This is a genomic window from Acinetobacter sp. COS3 (assembly GCF_000475335.1).
Taxonomy (GTDB): Bacteria; Pseudomonadota; Gammaproteobacteria; order Pseudomonadales; family Moraxellaceae; genus Acinetobacter; species Acinetobacter venetianus.
In genome coordinates, this window is the sequence record NZ_AXCD01000004.1 from 95,408 (window position 1) to 113,471 (window position 18,064).

Genomic DNA, 18,064 nt, shown 5'->3' on the forward strand with positions numbered 1-18,064 from the left:
TATTTTTCGATTCATCATCTTAGCACCAATTTTTGTTTTGTGTTGAGCATAATTGACAAGAAATGTTGATTTAACTCGCTTAAATAGACTCTTTACTGTGGAATTTTAGTTTAAATATCAGTGCTAATTGACAACAAAATCTAAAAAGTAAGATAGATGATGAATTGCGGTGCGCCAATGCATGAAAAATGTTAGAATATGGCGCTTAATTCATTTGTCTTTTATGATTCGCCATGACGACCAATACTCAAATTACTGAAGATCGTATCCTTATTTTGGATTTCGGCTCTCAATATAGCCAGCTCATTGCACGTCGTGTACGTGAAGCAGGTGTCTACTCTGAAATGTTTGCATTTGATATGTCTGAAGAAGACATTCGTGCATTTAATCCGAACGGGATTATTTTGTCAGGTGGCCCTGAGAGTGTACATGAAGAGGGTAGCCCACGCGCACCTCAAGTGGTATTTGAACTTGGTGTACCAGTTTTGGGTATTTGCTATGGTTTACAAACCATGTCTGAACAGCTTGGCGGTAAAGTAGAGCCGGGTACAGTACATGAATTTGGTTATGCAGAAGTTGACATCGTTGTTCGTGATCAATTGATTGGTAACTTACAAGATCGTGAAAACCAATTGCATGTTTGGATGAGCCATGGCGACAAAGTCAGCGCGATTCCTGAAGGTTTCCAAGTCACTGCAAGTACACCAAGCTGCCCATTTGCTGCGGTAAGCGATGAAACTCGTCGTTTCTATGGTGTGCAATTCCACCCTGAAGTAACCCACACAGCGAAAGGTGCTGAATTACTTTCTAACTTTGTGCATAAGATTTGTGGTTGTCGCGGTCTTTGGACACCTGAACACATTATCGACCTTCGTGTAGAACAATTACGTGCACAAATCGGCGATGAAAAAGTTCTTCTAGGTTTGTCTGGTGGTGTAGATTCATCTGTTGTTGCTGCGTTGTTGCATAAGGCAATTGGCGATCAACTTACATGTGTATTTGTAGACAATGGCTTACTTCGTTTAAACGAAGGTGATCAAGTGATGCAAATGTTCGCTGATAACATGGGTATCCGTGTGATTCGTGCTGATGCCGAAGAGCGTTTCCTAACTGCGTTGGCAGGTGAAGTTGATCCTGAGAAAAAACGTAAAATCATTGGTCGTGAATTCATAGAAGTATTTGCTGAAGAAGCACGTAAACTTGATGGCGTGAAATTCTTGGCACAAGGTACGATTTACCCTGATGTGATCGAATCTGCTGCAAGCAAGCAAGGTAAAGCACACGTGATTAAATCACACCACAACGTGGGTGGTTTACCAGAAGATTTAGCATTTGACCTTGTTGAGCCATTACGTGACTTGTTTAAAGATGAAGTTCGTAAATTAGGTACAACTTTAGGTTTACCTCATAGCATGATTTACCGTCATCCATTCCCAGGTCCAGGTTTGGGCGTGCGTATCTTGGGTGAAGTGAAAAAAGAATATGCAGATATTCTGCGTCTTGCTGATGACATCTTTATGCAAGAGCTTCGTGCAAGTGGTTGGTATGACAAAACTGCTCAAGCGTTTGCAGTATTCCAACCTGTGAAATCTGTAGGTGTTGTAGGTGATGGTCGTCGTTATGCCTGGGTGATTGCACTACGTGCGGTTGAAACCGTTGACTTTATGACAGCGCGTTTTGCTCACTTGCCATACGAATTGGTTGATAAAATCTCAACCCGTATCATGAACGAAATTAAAGATGTTTCACGTGTTGTATATGACGTGTCATCTAAACCACCAGCAACGATTGAATGGGAGTAAATTTGGGCTTTCTAAAAGCGATAGCTTTTAGCCAAATTTATGCCAAGAGCTGCGCTCGCGGCAGTGGGCTTTCTAAAATAGATTAAAAAAGCCGACTTACAAAAGTCGGCTTTTTGCTTTCTATAATGAATTAAGTATTTGATATTTATTAAATAATCTAACTTAATTTCGTATAAGGTGTACTATATAAATCTAAGAAATCTTAAAATTTTGTAAATGATCCTAAGGTGCTAATTGAGATATGATGATTTCGGCATTTTCATGTCCTTGGGCTGCTGCCTGTTCAAAGAAACTTTTAGCTAAGTTATAATCTTGAGGAATACCTAGACCTTTTACATATAAAATGCCTAAATTAAATTGAGCACTAGCATGTCCTTGTGCTGCAGATTTTTGATACCATTCTGCTGCTAATTTATAATCTTGAGATACACCATCGCCATATTCATACATCACACCTAAATTATATTCACTATCAGCATGCCCCTGAGCTGCTGCCTGTTCAAATAGACTTCTAGCTAAATTATAATCTTGAGGAACACCCGTCCCATTAGCGTAAAAATTTCCTAGATTATATTGAGCATTAGCACGTCCTTGAGCCGCGGATTTTTGATACCATTCTGCTGCTAATTTATAATCTTGAGATACACCATCGCCATATTCATACATCACACCTAAATTATATTCAGCATCTCTATTAGATTTTTTGGCAGCCTCGTCAAACCATTTTTTTGCTAGCTCATAATTATGCTCAACGCCAACTCCATAAAGATATAAAAGTCCTAATTTTACTTGAGAATCATCATCCCCTTGAGTTGCAAAATCCGTAATTTGTTCAATATTTGGGTTCATATATTCCTGCTCTGTTTTTGCATAAGTTATATTCAAGGTAATGAAATATAATAAACAAAAAATACGTACTGATTTCATTTCTAAAGCTACGAAAAACTTAACTTATCTAATACTAGTAAATCTCTCTTATCATATCCATTTCACATAATGGGCGTTATATTAAAATAAATTAAATTTTTCAAATCTTTATAAAATTAATTTGAACTTTATAAAATTTAGAAAGGTTGTGTTTGGAATAACTTATTTACTTTTCAAAAATTTGTGATACCTATTTCCATTAAAAAGAGCGCCTAGTCGCTCTTTTTTTATTACTTAATTCTTTTAAATCGCTTACTTAAAAATAAATAACTCATTTAATATCAAAATCTTAAAATTTAAAGATATATCTTAGTTTGCAATAAGACTATTTAAGATATATCTTAACATGCATAAATTTTGCAATATGAGAAAAATAAAGATGAGACATCAATCAGATCATCATCATGAAGGCGAACATGATTCACATTATCGAGAGCATCACCGAACAGGTCGTCGTGGGCGCTTGTTTGAATCAGGTCGCATGAAACTGTTAGTGCTGCATTTAATCCAACAAAGCCCAAAACATGGTTATGAAATCATTAAAGAAATTAGTGATCTAGTGGGTGATGGATATACGCCCAGTGCGGGAACGATTTATCCAACATTAACCAATTTGGAAGAAATGAATTTTATTTCATTGCTAGATGCAGAGCGTAAGCAATACCAAGTCACTCAGCTTGGTGAGGCTTACTTGCAAGAGCAACAAGATAAGCTTGAAGCATTGCTAGAAAAACTAAGACTTAGACGTGAAATTCATAATAACGATCAGCTCATTGAGATTCATCGAGCAATGGAAAACCTTAAAACAGCATTGCGTCTAAAACTCAATATTGCTGATTTACAGCAAGAACAGATTTACCAAATTGCTGAAAAGATCGATCAAGCAGCAATAGCAATTGGCCGTTTATAAATACCTTATCCAATATCAATTTAGAGAAAACTTATGAAACAACATCAATACCATGTCACCGTGCAACATTTAAAAGATGCGAAAGGGCAGGCTTCAACGTACACCGAGCGCTTAGAGTTTTACACAGGTAATCATGATGATATTTTTCAAATTGTTGAACGCTTAAAAGGCGCTGAATTTTTTGATGATCAAACCACTAAATCTTTTGCTGTGGGCTTAAAGCTTTTTAGTGAAGTCATGTTGGAACATAAAGATCATCCATTATTCGAGGAGTTCTTACCGCAGTTTGGTCAATTCATGAAAAATCTAAAACAACATGTAAAGAAATAGGCTTAATCAATATGGATGCAAATAGCGTGCAACAAACAAAGAAGCCATTGTTTTCTAAATTACCTGCAAAATACGCCGCTTGGATTATTCCATTGATATTGTCAGGGCTGATGAGTGCAACATTATCATTCATTAACTTATTGATGAATATCGGGTTGATCGATGGTTTTACGATAAAATGGCTTTCAACTTGGCTATTCTCATGGTTGATTGCTTATCCCGTGGTTTTGATTTTTTTACCATTGGTAAGACGTTTAACCAGCCTGATTGTAGATATGACACCGCAATAAACTAGTGCCATATAGATCAACGTATTTAAGGTTAAATGTATTAGGAATGAAATGAATTAGTGAAATTTGGATTGTCTCATGGATGGCACTCAGCGTATTACCAAAAGACTATATAGAAGCTAGATGGTGTTGTTAAGATCAATAAAACAACTCATTGCAATAGCATAGGTAAAAGAGAGCGAGATCATGAGCAATAATAATGATTACGATATTTCAGATTCAAAAGACTGCGAAACCTACATCGATCAATTTATTCAAGACTTTAAAATTCGTTCCGCAGAAATTGGCAAGGGGACAGTGATTAAGCGGGCTTTACCTAGCCGTAATAAGCGTTTAGTTGGCGCATGGTGTTTCCTTGATCATGCTGGGCCTGTGAGTTTCCCTGCAGGAGATGGTTTGGATGTCGGGCCACACCCCCATATTGGTTTGCAAACATTTACATGGATGATTGAAGGCACCATGATGCATACTGATAGCCTTGGTTCTAAACAACTGATTCGTCCAAAACAGGTCAATCTCATGACTGCGGGGCATGGGATTTCACATACTGAAGTTGCACCAGATACAGAAACCAAGATGCATGCAGCGCAGCTTTGGATTGCTTTGCCTGATGATAAACGCAATATGGATCCGAAGTTTGAACACTATCCAGAATTGCCTGTGGTAAGTAAAGATCAAGTTGAATTTACTGTGTTGGTTGGTGATTTCTTAGAGACAGTTTCACCAGTGCAAGTTCATACCCCATTGGTTGGTGTGGATCTCACGGCACAAGCTAACACCAAAACTCGTATTCCACTCAACCCAAAATTTGAATATGCCTTCATGGCATTAGAGGGGACAGCACGCGTAAATGGGCACGAACTAGATGCTGATAATATGGTGGTGTTGGAAACAGGTTTAACGGAAATAGAAGTTGAACTGACGCAAGGACATCGTGTGCTATTGATTGGTGGCGAGCCATTTGAATCACCGATCTTACTGTGGTGGAACTTCGTTGGACGCACCATGGAGGATTTGCAACAAGCTCGTGAAGATTGGATTAATCATGATGCACGTTTTGGTGAGATTCCTGATTATCAAGGTAAGCGATTGGAAGCACCTGTATTGCCTGAGCAAATGAGGGCTTCAAAATGAGTATTATCGCAAGTTCAAAAGTCCAAACATTTGCTGAACCTTGGAAAGGTGAAGTCACAAGTGGCAAACATCATTATTTGACAGATAAACCTGAATCTTTTGGTGGTCATGATACTGGGCCAGCACCTTATGATTTTCTAACAGCAAGTTTAGCGTCATGTACCATGATCACCTTGCGGATGTATGCACAACATAAGGAAATCGAGTTGGGGGAGTTTGCAGTGGAGGTCGATTTCTATACCAATCGTGAGCAGCAAGAGCATATTGAGCGTCGATTAATATTTGAACAACCTATTTCACAAGACTTAAAAGAAAAACTTCTCAATGTCTGTAGCAAAACCCCTGTTACTAAAACTTTGTTACGTAGTTTAGACATTCAGACCATGATTCTTTAAGTTGATAGTGCTATTGTGCTTTGGCAAAACATAATTCTAAACGCAACTGTTAGAGGGACTAAAAACGGCAGTTGCGTAGCACAAAGCAGGCACAAAAATGATTACCTTACATTATCTACAATGTTCTCGTTCATTCCGAATATTGTGGGCGTTAGAGGAACTTGGTATCGATGATTATCAAGTTGAGCTTTATCAAAGGACCTCAAGTTACGCAGCTCCAGAAGATCTCAAGCAAATTCATCCGCTTGGGAAAGCGCCAATTTTAGTTGATGATGGTGATGTGATTGTTGAATCTGCTGTGATCTTGGATTATTTGCAGCAACGCTATGATCAGCAACAACAATTTAGACCGCAAGATTTGAAAGATCAGCGCCAATATTATTATTGGATGCATTATGCAGAAGGCTCTCTCATGCCTTTATTGGTCATGACCTTGGTGATGAATAATGTCAGCAAGCATGTGCCTTGGATAGTTCGCCCAGTTGCAGAAAAGATTACCGGTGGGGTAAAGGCTGGATTTGTCCGTCCTCGTGTCAAAGAACATATTTTGTATCTTGAGCAATATTTATCAAAGCATGATTACTTTGCAGGTGAATTTTCATTTGCCGATATTCAGATGGCATTTCCATTGATTGCATTACAAAAGCGTTTACATGGAAAATATCCTAATATTCAAGCATTTGTACAGCGTATTCAACAGCGATCAGCTTTCCAAAAAGCTGAACAAAAAAGCCTTGATTCCGAATGCTCATAATGTGGTGATCAAAACAAAAAAGGAACGATTTATCGTTCCTTTTTTATGTTCTATCTTTTGATTAACGTTTAATCACGATTGAATCAATTCCGCTATGTTGTAGTGTTTGTTGTGCGGCTAAAGCAGCATCTTGGCTATCATAAGGCCCTGAAAAAACACGATACCATGTTTGACCATTTTCGACAGTTTTTACCACATCCGCAGACAAGCCATTCAAAATAATCTCCGCGCGTCGTGCATCAGCACTATCAGGATCAGGATAACTACGAACTTGTAAAATATAAGTCGCTGCGACGGGTGTAGTCGGCTCAGTTGGTGTTAGTGTTGCTGAATCTTCGGTTGTTGTAGTTTCAGGTTTAGGTGATTCAATAATGACCACGTTGCCTTCTTGCTTGGTTTCAGGAACAGCTTGTTCAGGAATAGGCGTAACTTGTTGCTGCGGTAGTAAATCATAGAAGCGATAATCCTTGTTGGTATCTTCTTCTTGATAATGTTCAGAGGTCACTTGTGTTTTTGTCGGGACGGGTTGCCAAGGCTGCCAAAGCATTAGCATAACGGCAACACATAGGATCGCTAGAATTGCCACAAGCATTCCTAGCCACTTGGGAATAAGTGGTTTCTTGGGCTTATTTGGTCGTTCAGATACACCACGTTGCGTTTTTCCAAACACCTGAAATTCCTCTTGATCCTATTATGTTATTTGTAACTTGAATCTTCTGAGAAACAAAGCACTATCTGTAAAAAATAATGCTTTGTTTGTCGTATTTTTATCAATATATCGTCTAGTGAAGCGGTTGAGAAATCAACAGCAAACGAATGACGATATCAAAATGCTGCGAGCAACATTGTTTTGAGCATAGCTTTTTGCTAATTACATCGCTACGCGGGTACAGCCCTTGTCTTGCGACGATGTGCAAAGCGTTACTTTGCTGATTACATCACTACGCGAGCATAGCTCTTGTCTTGCGACGATGTGCAAAGCATTACTTTGCTGATTACATCGCCACGCGGGCATAGCCCTTGTCTTGCGACGATGTGCAAAGCATTACTTTGCTGATTACATCGCCTCAGGTGCAGACACGCCCAAAAGCTCTAAACCGTTGCGTAATACTTGCTGTACGTTAACTGAAAGTAGTAAACGTGCTTGAGACAACGGAGTATTTGTTTCATCAACAAATTTTACGCCATCTTGAGCATACCAGCCATGAAATAGTGCCGCTAAATCTTTCAAATAATTGCCGATTTGGTGCGGTTCACAAACATTTGCTGCACGAATAACAATCTCAGGATAAGCTGCTAATTTCGCTAAAATTTCTGTTTCTGTGTCTAAAGTTAAAAGATCAGCAACTTGGCGTGCAGTTGCGACATCAAATGCAATTTCTTTTTCTTTAGCACGGTTAAGAATACTGTTGACACGCGCATGTGCATATTGGATGTAATACACCGCATTGTCTTTACTTTGCGAAACGGCAAGGTCTAAATCAAAGTCGATGTGTTGTTCAGATTTACGCATCACGTAGTAGAAACGCGCCGCATCGTTGCCGACTTCTTTACGCAAATCACGTAAAGTCACGAACTGACCTGAACGAGATGACATTTGTACCATCTCACCGCCACGCCATAAACTGACGAATTGAACTAAAAGTACAGTCAGTTTCTTTGAGTCATAACCCATTGCGTCGATTGCAGCTTTCACACGTGAAATATAACCGTGGTGGTCAGAGCCCCAAATATCAATGAGGTCTGTATAGCCACGTTGCAGTTTATTTAGGTGGTAAGCAATATCAGATGCGAAATACGTGGTTTGACCATTACGACGTTTAACAACACGGTCTTTCTCATCGCCAAATTCTGTCGATTTGAACCAGATGTTGCCATCTTTTTCGTAGAGGAAACCACGCTGATCAAGTGTTGTTAATGCTTCATGAATCTTTTCTGTCAATGATGCTTCGCTAAACCATTTATCAAAGGTCACACCAAAGTCAGCAAGGTCATCTTTGATGTCATCTAAGATTGCGTGTAATGCTGCTTGATGGAAAACACGATAGCCTACGCCTAACTGTTGTTGCGAGTTTGCGATTAAACCATCGATATGTTTTTCTTTGTCGCCTGAAAGAACAACTTTATTGCCTTCCGCGTCAAGTTCTTCTGCGTATTGAACATCTTCAGGAACATCTTTATAGATATCGGCAACAGGGCGTACATGCGCATCGCCATCTTTATCAATAATGCTTTGAGCGATCTCTTTTACATAGTCGCCTTGGTATGCATTTTTAGGGAAAACAAGTGTTTGACCTGTAAGCTCTAAATAACGTAAATAGGTTGATGTTGCCAAAATATCCATTTGACGACCAGCGTCATTGACATAGTATTCGCGATCAACTTTAGCGCCAGTTGCCTCTAATAAGTTTGCAACGGTCATGCCGTAAGCAGCGCCACGACCATGCCCAACATGTAGGCTAGAAGTAGGGTTCGCTGATACAAACTCAACTTGGATTTTTTTCGCAGCATTCACTTGGCTACGACCATATTGATCTTTCTGTGCTTGAATTTGGTCGAGCACAGCAAAGCGTTGATCAGCATTTAGAAAGAAGTTAATGAATCCTGGACCAGCGATTTCTGCTTTACTAATATCAGCAACTTCTGGAAGTGCTGCTAGGATTTTTTCAGCAAGATCACGAGGTTTCATACCTGCTGCTTTTGAGCCGATCATGGCAATATTTGAAGCAAAGTCACCGTGACTTCGGTCTTTAGTACGGGTTAAATGGCTCGTGTTTGTCCAATCTGAAGGAAGTACCCCTTGTTGTTGAAGGGATTGCACCGCATGATCAAGAGCTGCTTGTATTGCCGTATTCATAGTTACCGAAATAAATGTCGCGGAAAAACGCTAAATATAGCAAATTTCGCCCCATTTAGGGGAGACATTTCCGCTGTAAATGCATAAATTTGGTAATTCATTACCCTTTAGAGTGGAGCGTGCTTTGAAAGTTTTTGTATGGTGATAATCGAAGATTTGATGATTAGATTCTGCTCATTCTCAATTGATAAATGATGAGGAAAGAATTGGAAATACGTGAAATGTAAAATGAATATTTCGAAAATGGATTTTGGTATTTTTAAATAAAATGATTTAAATACAAATTAAAGATTAAACAAAAATGATGGAAGGATAAGGTGTTTATATCGTATTTCTGTAAATGTTTGAAATAAAAGTATTTACTTGAATTATTTTTATAGTATGTTTTTATTGAATACTCAGCAAAATGAGTATCACTTTTTAAAATACCATTTTTATGAGAAATGGCCTTAAGCTTATAGGTACAAAGCATTTTGCAAAGTATGAAAGACATACTTTTCAGATGCTAAGCAGGCAAATGAGATAGGCAATGACATCAGGAAACCCAAATAAACACTCTCTTTACATCCCTTATGCAGGTTATACACTTTTAGAGTTACCACTACTCAACAAAGGTTCTGCTTTTACCCAAGAAGAACGTAGCAATTTTAATTTACACGGTTTACTGCCTCATATTATTGAGACCATAGAAGAACAAAGCCAGCGCTCGTATCAACAGTTCTGTTCATTTAATGACGATATAAATAAACACATCTATTTGCGCAATATTCAAGATACCAATGAGACGTTGTTCTATCATCTGATCGAAAATCATTTAGAAGAAATGATGCCAGTGATTTACACACCGACGGTGGGTGAAGCATGTCAGCGTTTCTCGGATATCTATCGCCGCCATCGTGGTATTTTCATTTCATATCCAGATCGCGATTTTATCGAAGATATTTTGCAAAATGTGAATAAAAACAATGTAAAAGTCATTGTGATTACGGATGGTGAGCGGATCTTAGGTTTGGGTGACCAAGGGATTGGTGGTATGGGTATCCCAATCGGCAAGTTGTCACTTTATACCGCTTGTGGTGGGATTAGCCCAGCTTATACGCTACCGATCACCATTGATGTTGGAACCAATAATCAACAATTGTTAAATGACCCGATTTATATGGGATGGCGTCAGCCACGTATTAGTGGTGATGAATATTATGACTTTGTCGATGATGTTATTACTGCAATTAAGCGTCGTTGGCCTAAAGCGTTAATCCAGTTTGAAGATTTTGCGCAAAAAAATGCGATGCCGCTTTTAGAAAAGTATCGTGACAAAATCTGCTGCTTTAATGATGATATTCAAGGTACAGCTGCGGTTTCTGTCGGTAGTTTATTGGCAGCGAGTAAAGCTGCTGGCAAGCAGTTAAAAGATCAGGTTGTAACGTTCTTAGGTGCTGGTTCAGCTGGGTGTGGTATCGCAGAGCAAATCATCCTGCAAATGGTTGCAGAAGGTTTGACTGATGCTGAAGCGCGTGCACGCGTATTCATGGTAGATCGCTTTGGATTGATTACTGAAAATCAGCCAAATTTACTCGATTTCCAACGTAAGTTGGCGCAAAAGGCCGAAGTTGTAGAGCAATGGGCAAATATCGATGAAGTGATTTCATTGATGGATGTTGTGCAGAATGCCAAACCGACAGTATTAATTGGTGTTTCAGGACAACCAGGGCTCTTCACTGAACAAATTATTAAGACATTGGCACAGCATTGTGAACGTCCTATCGTGATGCCTTTGTCTAATCCAACCTCTCGTGTTGAAGCTGTTCCAGCAGATATCGTGCAATGGACGGAAGGGCGAGCATTGATTGCAACAGGTAGTCCATTTGCTCCAGTAAATTATCAAGGTAAGTTGTATCACATTGCACAATGCAATAACTCTTATATTTTCCCAGGTATCGGTTTGGGTGTTGTAGCGAGTGGTGCGACTCGAATTACTGAAAATATGTTGATGGCATCAAGTCGTGCATTGGCAGATTGTTCGCCGTTGCTGCAAGATCCTGAAGCTGATTTATTACCGTCATTAGGTGAGATTCAAAGTGTTTCAAAAGTGATTGCGTTTGATGTTGCAAAAGCTGCGATTCAGGATGGCGTTGCTGTGATGATCAATGATGAGTTGCTGAAGCAAAAAATCGAAGAGTCTTTTTGGCATCCAGAATATCGTCGTTATAAGCGAATTCCATTTTAATAGAACGAAAAAAGGAGCTTAATGCTCCTTTTTTATGCCTCTAAAATTTCTTCGAGTAACTCATCACTTGGCGCAAAGTAATACGCACCATCAATTGCTGTAGTGAAATGTAATAGGCGATCATGGATACCATCACCTGATGTGCCAAACATGCGTTTTAGCATGGCATCGATAATGGTTAAGTCATTGGTATAAGCCACGAAAAACAAACCTTGCTCACCATTACCATCGCCATAAGGTAGGCTGTGGCGTAAGATTTCCATTTCTTCACCTTGTTCATCTTCAACCACAGTTCGTGCAACATGTGCGTTCTCAGGTTTTACGTCGTCATCTAACTCGATTGATTCAAGCTTGGTGCGACCAAAAACATGTTCTTGTGCATCGACTTTGAGTTTTTGCCATTTCGCTAAATCATGAATATAGCGTTGTGCAAAGATAAAGCTGCCATCTGCAAAAGTATTGGCTTGTTCAGGAAGCAGCGCCGTTTCAGCACGATCATCTGGGAACTGAGGATTTTCAGTACCATCAATAAAGCCAGTCATATCACGACCATCAAAGAATCGGAAGCAGGCACGCTCATCTAGAACTTCAACTTTATCCTGAATGTCGTGAAAGAAGGCTTGGCTAATTGCAAAACAAATATCTGCTCTTGCGCTGGCAATATGAATAAACACATCCGCAGGAACGACAGGCATATTAAAAGCACCTTGCTGAGGATCAAGTTGCTTAAAACCTTGAGGCGTTTCTGAATAAAGTTTTGCCCAAAGCTCAGGACCAAAAGCGATGGCTGTTTTGATCTGATCATTTGGATGCTGGGTAATTAAACGGTCACGAGTCGATAGTAATGCTTCAATTTGTTGTTTTAATTCAGAAACAGTTAAATCTTTTAAACGTAAAACAATAAAACGTGCATGATCAGAAGGTAATGGAAGAATGACAGATTGAGCAGTCATTAATATCTCCTCAGTTATTTTTAGAAAGACGACAAAAAGAAATATTGTGCCTGATGTTGTTGCTGCTTAATAGTTTATTTATTCTTTTTTACTGTATGAAATAGCAGCAAATTGCGGTAATAAAACGGTATAATTCCACTTTTATTTGTCTGTTTAATTATGGCCTTTCAAATGTGGTTTGCCTTCATGTTGGCGTGTTGGGTGATTAGTCTCTCTCCAGGAGCAGGTGCTATCGCATCGATGTCGAGTGGCTTGAACTATGGCTTTAGACATGGTTATTGGAATGCGATTGGTCTTCAACTGGCTTTAATCATTCAAATTTTGATTGTCGCAGCAGGGGTGGGGGTACTTTTTGCCACAACGCCTTGGGCATTCCAAGTCGTGAAATGGTTTGGTGTGATTTATTTGTTGTATTTGGCTTATGCGCAGTGGACTGCACCTGTTCAAACGATTGATATACAAACTGAACAGAAAAATACATCAGCTTCGGTATTGGTCTTCAAAGGCTTTATCGTCAATATGAGTAATCCCAAAGCGATCGTCTTTTTATTGGCTGTACTGCCGCAGTTTTTAGATTTAAGTCGACCACAATGGCTGCAATATCTGATCATGGCAATCACGATGGTGATGATTGATTTGATCGTGATGGCAGCTTATACAGGACTCGCATCAAAAATATTGAGGTTACTTCGCTCACCGAAACAACAAAAATATTTAAATCGTAGTTTTGCTGTGATGTTTAGCTGTGCGGCGGCATTGCTGAGTGCGATTCAGCAAGCGAGTTAATCACTTACTGACGAAGGTGCCATTGATTTAAATTTTTGCGCTGCAAAAATTGCTGCGAAAGTAAGTGCCATACATAACACAATGCTTAAACCTGTTGCGATATTTAAGGCAGCACTCGACCATAAACCGACAGTTACGCCAAATTGTGCCAAGACAAAAGCCCAAATCACCATTTGTTTGGGGGAGTGCGCGAGTAAACGAGCACTTAAGGCAGGAATAACCAGTAGTGCGCCCATAAGCAAGGAGCCAACGGCACGTAAAGCGAGGACGGTAAATAAAGCGAGTAGTAACATAAAGATTAGACGTTGCCAGTTCGCATTGACCCCTTCACTCATGGCAATGTCTGGATCAATCGCAATTTGAATTTGTGCAGACCAAGCGCGATAGAGTACGACAAGTGCAGCACTAATCACGATTGCAAATATGGGTAAATCAGCCCATTCGATACTTAATAGATCACCAAATAAATAGCTGAGCAATTCAGGACGTAAGCTCGGTACTTGCTGAATCAGTAGTAAACCTGAACACAGAAGTGTGGCTGAACAGAGTGCAAGCAGCGCATCATTAGGTAAGCGTGAATCATGCAAAATCCATAAAATTGCCACTAACAGCGCGGCTAAACAGCCAACCCCCAGCCAAAAGGGTAAATGTAGAATTCCTGCGATTGCCACACCGAGCAAAGTACCGTGTGCCATCGTGTCGGCAAAGAAAGACATTCTTCGCCATAGCATCAGACAGCCGAGAGGGGCGGTGAGAAAAACTAACAGACTCCCCATGATCCAAGCAGGTAAGAGCAGTTGTAACCATTCCATCATGGCTTAGACCTTTGGTTCGGGATGAATATGTGGGCGAGGGTCATGTGAACAGGGTTCAGCATGGTCGCTATGTCCACAATGATTATGGTGATGCTGATAGAACATTCGTTGCGTACCGAAAATCGCTTGATACTCTGGATGCTGCTGGATGCTCTCAGGTAGACCGCTACAACAAATATGTTTGTTTAGACATACAACACGATGAGTACCTTGCATGACCCATTGCAGATCATGAGAAACCATCAGTACTGCACAACCATAACGCTCAGGTAAGCTACGAACATACTCATAAAGTTCTGCTTCGGACTGAATATCTAAACCTTGCATTGGTTCATCAAGCACTAAAATATCAGGTTGGCGGAGTAAAGCACGGGCTAAAAGAACGCGTTGACGTTCACCACCTGAAAGTTGCTGTACCTTGGATTGCTGTAGTTTTTGAATACCTGTATCGCGAACAATTTCTTGACGAAGATTATTTTCGCAAACTTCTAAATCCAGTAGATCTTGCACACGTAAAGGAAGGCTAGCAGAAGGGTTGAACTTCTGTGGTACATAAGCCATTTTTAATTTTTTAGAAAAATGAACCTTTCCTTTATTTGGCGACATAATGCCAAGCAAGATTTTAATTAATGTTGATTTGCCAGCACCATTCGGGCCGATAAGTGTCACAATCTCTTTTGCCTGTAAAGCGAAATCGACATTACGCAAAATATCTCGTTCATCTCGACGAACAGAAATATTCTCTAATCGAATGATGGGTGGTGTTACTGGTGTGTGCTGCACTGATGACATTTTCCTGAAATCTCAATAATGCTGTGTTGAGCAGAAAATTGGTCTGAGGCAGCAAGTTGATCAAGTTGTTGAATTAAGCCTTGAGCTGAAGCTTCTTTTACAGAATGACATTCAGTACAAATTAAAAATGCTGCCTGATGTCCTTCGCGCGGATGACAACATGGAATATAGGCATTAATAGAAGTGAGGCGATGAATTAAGCCTTTTTCTAATAAGAAATCCAATGTTCGATAAACTGTAGGCGGGGCAGCAGGGCGGTCTGCTTGACCTTTTATTTTTGCCAATAAGTCATAAGCACCCATTGGTGCAGAGGCATTTAAAATGAGTTCAAGCACTTCTTTACGTAAAGGTGTGAGGCGTGCGCCAACCGCAGTACAAAGAATCTCTGCTTCAGCAAGTCGAGCTTTGATATCATGATGGCCGTGAACACCGTGTAAAGCATTATCATGTTCATGTGAACAAGAACTCATAAGTTGTCCTCATTGTTTTGCAGCTATCATATCATGCAAATCATTTATAACTATCTATATATAGTAGACATCACGATAGGTAGCTGGGTGTAGCAAAAAATAGACGTAGGCAATCATCCACTTTTGTTATATTATAACATGCTTCGCTTTTTGAGTAATACTGTGATGTCCCGCCTTCTCATTTTTGTTTTCGTTTCGATGTTCAGTACATGGGGGTGGACGCAAAGTTTAGTTGTGTCAACACATCCAATTTACTTAATTGCGAAAGAAGTGACCAAAGATGTAGAAGAGCCTGTGTTGCTATTGGGCGATCAAAGTGGTCATGATGTACAACTTACACCGGCACATCGTAAGGCAATTCAAGATGCTTCTTTGGTGATTTGGTTGGGCAAGGTTCATGAGGCACCCTTAGAAAAATTACTCGGGCAGAACAAAAAGGCGATTGCACTTTTAGACTCAGGCATTTTAACAATTTTACCGCTACGTAGTTTGCGTGGTAATGCTTTACCGAATACGATTGATAGTCATGTGTGGCTAGAGCCAAATAATGCCGTTCGTATTGCGTTCTTCATCGCGACTTTACGTGGGCAACAGTATCCAGAAAGTAAGGCAAAATACCTTGCCAATGCCAAAGACTTTGCTCAACAGATGTTACAAGCATCACAACAATTCGATAGTTCGAATAAGGCCAAGCCATATTGGTCTTATCATGATGCCTATCAATATCTTGAAAGAGCCTTAAATCTAAAATTTTCAGGTGCGCTTACGGATGACCCTCATATTGCGCCAACAGCTGCTCAAATAAAATACTTAAAAGATAACCGTCCGAAGACACAAATGTGTTTATTGGCTGAAATTTCAGCAACACCGAGTCAATATCAGAAACTGAACCCATTAGTTTTCGAGTCAGCCGATGAAAGTATGCGTGGAGAAGACAATTTCGTGACTGCTTGGAAAAAATTGGCTTCAAAAACCGATAAGTGCGTATTAAGTGCGCAAAAATGATGAAAAAAATAAAAATGAGTTGACTCTATCGTCAGAAAATATGGTAACGAAAAAAGCAGACTTAAGTCGAGAAAAGATTGCATGTTCAGGGGTGTAACTCTATAATGCCTGCGATTCGAAACGATCATCAACAAAACTTGTCAAGCAGTTACGCTGTAAGTGGGTAAAAAATGAGCCGAACTAGTCGCATGATTGACCGACGATTAGCAAAAGCTTTGGTCTTCTTACAAGCATGTATGATTCCTGTTGCAGCATTACTTGCATGGGTGATTAAAGATACAACTGCCGCGTTAAGTGCTGCGCTTGGAGCTTTGGTATGTTGGTTGGCACATTGTTATTTTGCTTGGCAGTCGTTTAGAACGGCAGGCGCTAGAGCATCAAAACAAGTCATGCTGAACATGTATCGAGGGATGCTTGGTAAGTTTGCGATTGTGATCGTGGGTTTTATATTAATTTTGAGCAATGTTAAACCGCTGTCACCGGTTGCATTGTTTAGTGGATTTATTCTCGTACAAGCGATGTCGTGGGTCGCGCCATTTTGGGTGTCGCGACTACAAAAACGAGGGTAAAACACATTTGAGATTTTTGGGAGTAGAAGCGGGGTCATTGCAGTCCGCAAGATTCGTTTCTCTCCTTTTTAATGATTGACATTGACCAGGTGTGATTTATGGCTGCTGAAGAACATGCCCTGACTTCGACCGAGTATATCAAGCATCACTTGACCAATATGACCTATGGCAAAATGCCTGATGGTACATGGAAGTTAGCTGAGACTGCTGAAGAAGCTCAATCGATGGGGTTCACTGCAATTCACTTGGATTCAATGGGTTGGTCTATCGGACTTGGTGTGATTTTCTGTTTGTTATTCTGGACAGTTGCGAAAGCTGCAAATGCGGGCGTTCCAACTAAATTCCAGTCTGCAATTGAAATGATTATCGAGTTTGTAGACTCAAGTGTACGTGATACTTTCCACGGCAAATCACGCTTAATTGCTCCTTTATCATTGACCATTTTCGTGTGGATTTTCCTCATGAACGCAATGGACTTGATTCCTGTTGACTGGATTCCTTATCTAGCTCAACAAATTGGTGCAAGCGTATTTGGTATGGACCCTCACCACGTTTACTTCAAGGTTGTTCCATCTACTGACCCTAACATTACTTTAGGTATGTCGTTGTCAGTATTTGCGTTAATTTTGTTCTATAGTATTCGTGAAAAAGGGATCGGCGGTTTCGTCGGTGAATTGGCACTTAACCCATTTAACCCAAGTAACCCAGTTGCAAAAGCGTTATTGATTCCAGTGAACTTAATTTTGGAATTAGTAACTTTCCTTGCTCGTCCAGTTTCGTTGGCTCTACGACTGTTCGGTAACATGTATGCGGGTGAGTTGATCTTCATCTTGATCGCATTATTGCCGTTCTGGATCCAGTGGGCGTTATCTGTGCCTTGGGCTATCTTCCACATTCTTGTAATCACGCTGCAAGCATTTATTTTTATGATGCTGACCATCGTTTACTTGAGCATGGCAAGCGAAAAGCATTAATGGTATTGCCTAACTATCACCTGATGGTTGGGCTTAAATTTTAGTTTAATTTGGTAATAACCTAACCTCTGAGG

At 40.0% G+C, this 18,064-nt stretch carries 20 protein-coding genes; 12 read left to right on the forward strand and 8 right to left on the reverse strand.

Annotated elements, in window-relative coordinates:
• Positions 1-233 precede the first annotated feature (233 nt).
• The gene (guaA, locus tag IO68_RS19435) at positions 234-1,802 is read left to right on the forward strand and encodes a glutamine-hydrolyzing GMP synthase (protein ID WP_004882034.1); all 1,569 of its coding nucleotides are present in this window, start codon (positions 234-236) and stop codon (positions 1,800-1,802) included.
• Between the two features lie 222 nt (positions 1,803-2,024).
• Here guaA and IO68_RS19440 read toward each other — a convergent pair whose 3' ends face one another.
• The gene (locus IO68_RS19440) at positions 2,025-2,729 is read right to left on the reverse strand and encodes a tetratricopeptide repeat protein (protein ID WP_227502876.1); all 705 of its coding nucleotides are present in this window, start codon (positions 2,727-2,729) and stop codon (positions 2,025-2,027) included.
• Positions 2,730-3,108: 379 nt separating this feature from the next.
• On the opposite strand from IO68_RS19440, the gene IO68_RS19445 reads away from it, so the two are divergent.
• The 6 genes from IO68_RS19445 to IO68_RS19470 all read left to right on the forward strand — a co-directional run bounded on the left by IO68_RS19445 (position 3,109) and on the right by IO68_RS19470 (position 6,542).
• Positions 3,109-3,639, forward strand: a complete 531-nt coding sequence (locus IO68_RS19445; RefSeq protein ID WP_023012622.1) for a PadR family transcriptional regulator — start codon at positions 3,109-3,111, stop codon at positions 3,637-3,639.
• Positions 3,640-3,672: 33 nt separating this feature from the next.
• Positions 3,673-3,969 (forward strand): DUF3861 domain-containing protein, encoded by a 297-nt coding sequence (locus IO68_RS19450; RefSeq protein ID WP_023012623.1) that lies wholly within the window; start codon positions 3,673-3,675, stop codon positions 3,967-3,969.
• Positions 3,970-3,980: 11 nt separating this feature from the next.
• On the forward strand, positions 3,981-4,259 hold the full coding sequence (locus IO68_RS19455) for a DUF2798 domain-containing protein (protein WP_023012624.1): 279 nt from the start codon (positions 3,981-3,983) through the stop codon (positions 4,257-4,259).
• 186 nt (positions 4,260-4,445) lie between these two features.
• A complete protein-coding gene (locus IO68_RS19460; RefSeq protein WP_023012625.1) occupies positions 4,446-5,393 on the forward strand; it encodes a pirin family protein in 948 nt (315 codons plus the stop codon).
• Positions 5,390-5,788 carry an OsmC family protein gene (locus IO68_RS19465; RefSeq protein ID WP_023012626.1) on the forward strand — a complete coding sequence of 133 codons (399 nt, stop codon included), beginning with the start codon at positions 5,390-5,392 and terminating at the stop codon, positions 5,786-5,788. Before IO68_RS19460 ends, IO68_RS19465 begins: the two co-directional genes overlap by 4 nt.
• Positions 5,789-5,885: 97 nt before the next feature.
• A complete protein-coding gene (locus IO68_RS19470) occupies positions 5,886-6,542 on the forward strand; it encodes a glutathione S-transferase (protein ID WP_023012627.1) in 657 nt (218 codons plus the stop codon).
• 61 nt (positions 6,543-6,603) lie between these two features.
• Here the strand turns inward: IO68_RS19470 and IO68_RS19475 are convergent, their stop codons facing one another.
• The 3 genes from IO68_RS19475 to argS all read right to left on the reverse strand — a co-directional run bounded on the left by IO68_RS19475 (position 6,604) and on the right by argS (position 9,399).
• Entirely contained in the window at positions 6,604-7,212 is a 609-nt protein-coding gene (locus tag IO68_RS19475) for an SPOR domain-containing protein (protein WP_004882018.1), read from the reverse strand.
• Positions 7,213-7,413: 201 nt separating this feature from the next.
• A complete protein-coding gene (locus tag IO68_RS33915) occupies positions 7,414-7,557 on the reverse strand; it encodes a hypothetical protein (protein ID WP_161626768.1) in 144 nt (47 codons plus the stop codon).
• A gap of 42 nt (positions 7,558-7,599) precedes the next feature.
• Positions 7,600-9,399, reverse strand: a complete 1,800-nt coding sequence (gene argS / locus IO68_RS19480; RefSeq protein WP_023012628.1) for an arginine--tRNA ligase — start codon at positions 9,397-9,399, stop codon at positions 7,600-7,602.
• Positions 9,400-9,928: 529 nt separating this feature from the next.
• Between argS and IO68_RS19485 the strand changes: the two genes are divergently transcribed.
• On the forward strand, positions 9,929-11,626 hold the full coding sequence (locus IO68_RS19485) for an NAD-dependent malic enzyme (protein WP_023012629.1): 1,698 nt from the start codon (positions 9,929-9,931) through the stop codon (positions 11,624-11,626).
• A 32-nt stretch (positions 11,627-11,658) separates the two neighbouring features.
• Here the strand turns inward: IO68_RS19485 and IO68_RS19490 are convergent, their stop codons facing one another.
• The gene (locus IO68_RS19490) at positions 11,659-12,579 is read right to left on the reverse strand and encodes a Dyp-type peroxidase (RefSeq protein ID WP_023012630.1); all 921 of its coding nucleotides are present in this window, start codon (positions 12,577-12,579) and stop codon (positions 11,659-11,661) included.
• A 159-nt stretch (positions 12,580-12,738) separates the two neighbouring features.
• Here IO68_RS19490 and IO68_RS19495 point away from each other — a divergent pair, with 159 nt between their 5' ends.
• Positions 12,739-13,365, forward strand: a complete 627-nt coding sequence (locus IO68_RS19495; RefSeq protein ID WP_031234668.1) for a LysE family transporter — start codon at positions 12,739-12,741, stop codon at positions 13,363-13,365.
• Here IO68_RS19495 and znuB read toward each other — a convergent pair.
• From znuB to IO68_RS19510, 3 genes are read right to left on the reverse strand one after another with little or no spacing between them, the layout of a single operon-like run.
• Positions 13,362-14,180 carry a zinc ABC transporter permease subunit ZnuB gene (znuB, locus tag IO68_RS19500; RefSeq protein WP_026094176.1) on the reverse strand — a complete coding sequence of 273 codons (819 nt, stop codon included), beginning with the start codon at positions 14,178-14,180 and terminating at the stop codon, positions 13,362-13,364. The genes IO68_RS19495 and znuB overlap by 4 nt on opposite strands.
• A gap of 3 nt (positions 14,181-14,183) precedes the next feature.
• Complete coding sequence (gene znuC / locus IO68_RS19505) at positions 14,184-14,972, reverse strand: zinc ABC transporter ATP-binding protein ZnuC (protein ID WP_023012631.1); 789 nt, start codon at positions 14,970-14,972, stop codon at positions 14,184-14,186.
• The gene (locus IO68_RS19510; protein ID WP_004882003.1) at positions 14,945-15,442 is read right to left on the reverse strand and encodes a transcriptional repressor; all 498 of its coding nucleotides are present in this window, start codon (positions 15,440-15,442) and stop codon (positions 14,945-14,947) included. Before IO68_RS19510 ends, znuC begins: the two co-directional genes overlap by 28 nt.
• A 165-nt stretch (positions 15,443-15,607) precedes the next feature.
• Here IO68_RS19510 and IO68_RS19515 point away from each other — a divergent pair, with 165 nt between their 5' ends.
• From IO68_RS19515 to atpB, 3 genes are all read left to right on the forward strand, one after another.
• Positions 15,608-16,447 (forward strand): metal ABC transporter solute-binding protein, Zn/Mn family, encoded by an 840-nt coding sequence (locus IO68_RS19515; protein WP_023012632.1) that lies wholly within the window; start codon positions 15,608-15,610, stop codon positions 16,445-16,447.
• Between the two features lie 170 nt (positions 16,448-16,617).
• Complete coding sequence (locus IO68_RS19520) at positions 16,618-17,016, forward strand: ATP synthase subunit I (RefSeq protein ID WP_031234669.1); 399 nt, start codon at positions 16,618-16,620, stop codon at positions 17,014-17,016.
• A 98-nt stretch (positions 17,017-17,114) separates the two neighbouring features.
• On the forward strand, positions 17,115-17,990 hold the full coding sequence (gene atpB / locus IO68_RS19525; RefSeq protein WP_004674085.1) for a F0F1 ATP synthase subunit A: 876 nt from the start codon (positions 17,115-17,117) through the stop codon (positions 17,988-17,990).
• The last annotated feature ends 74 nt before the right edge of the window (positions 17,991-18,064 follow it).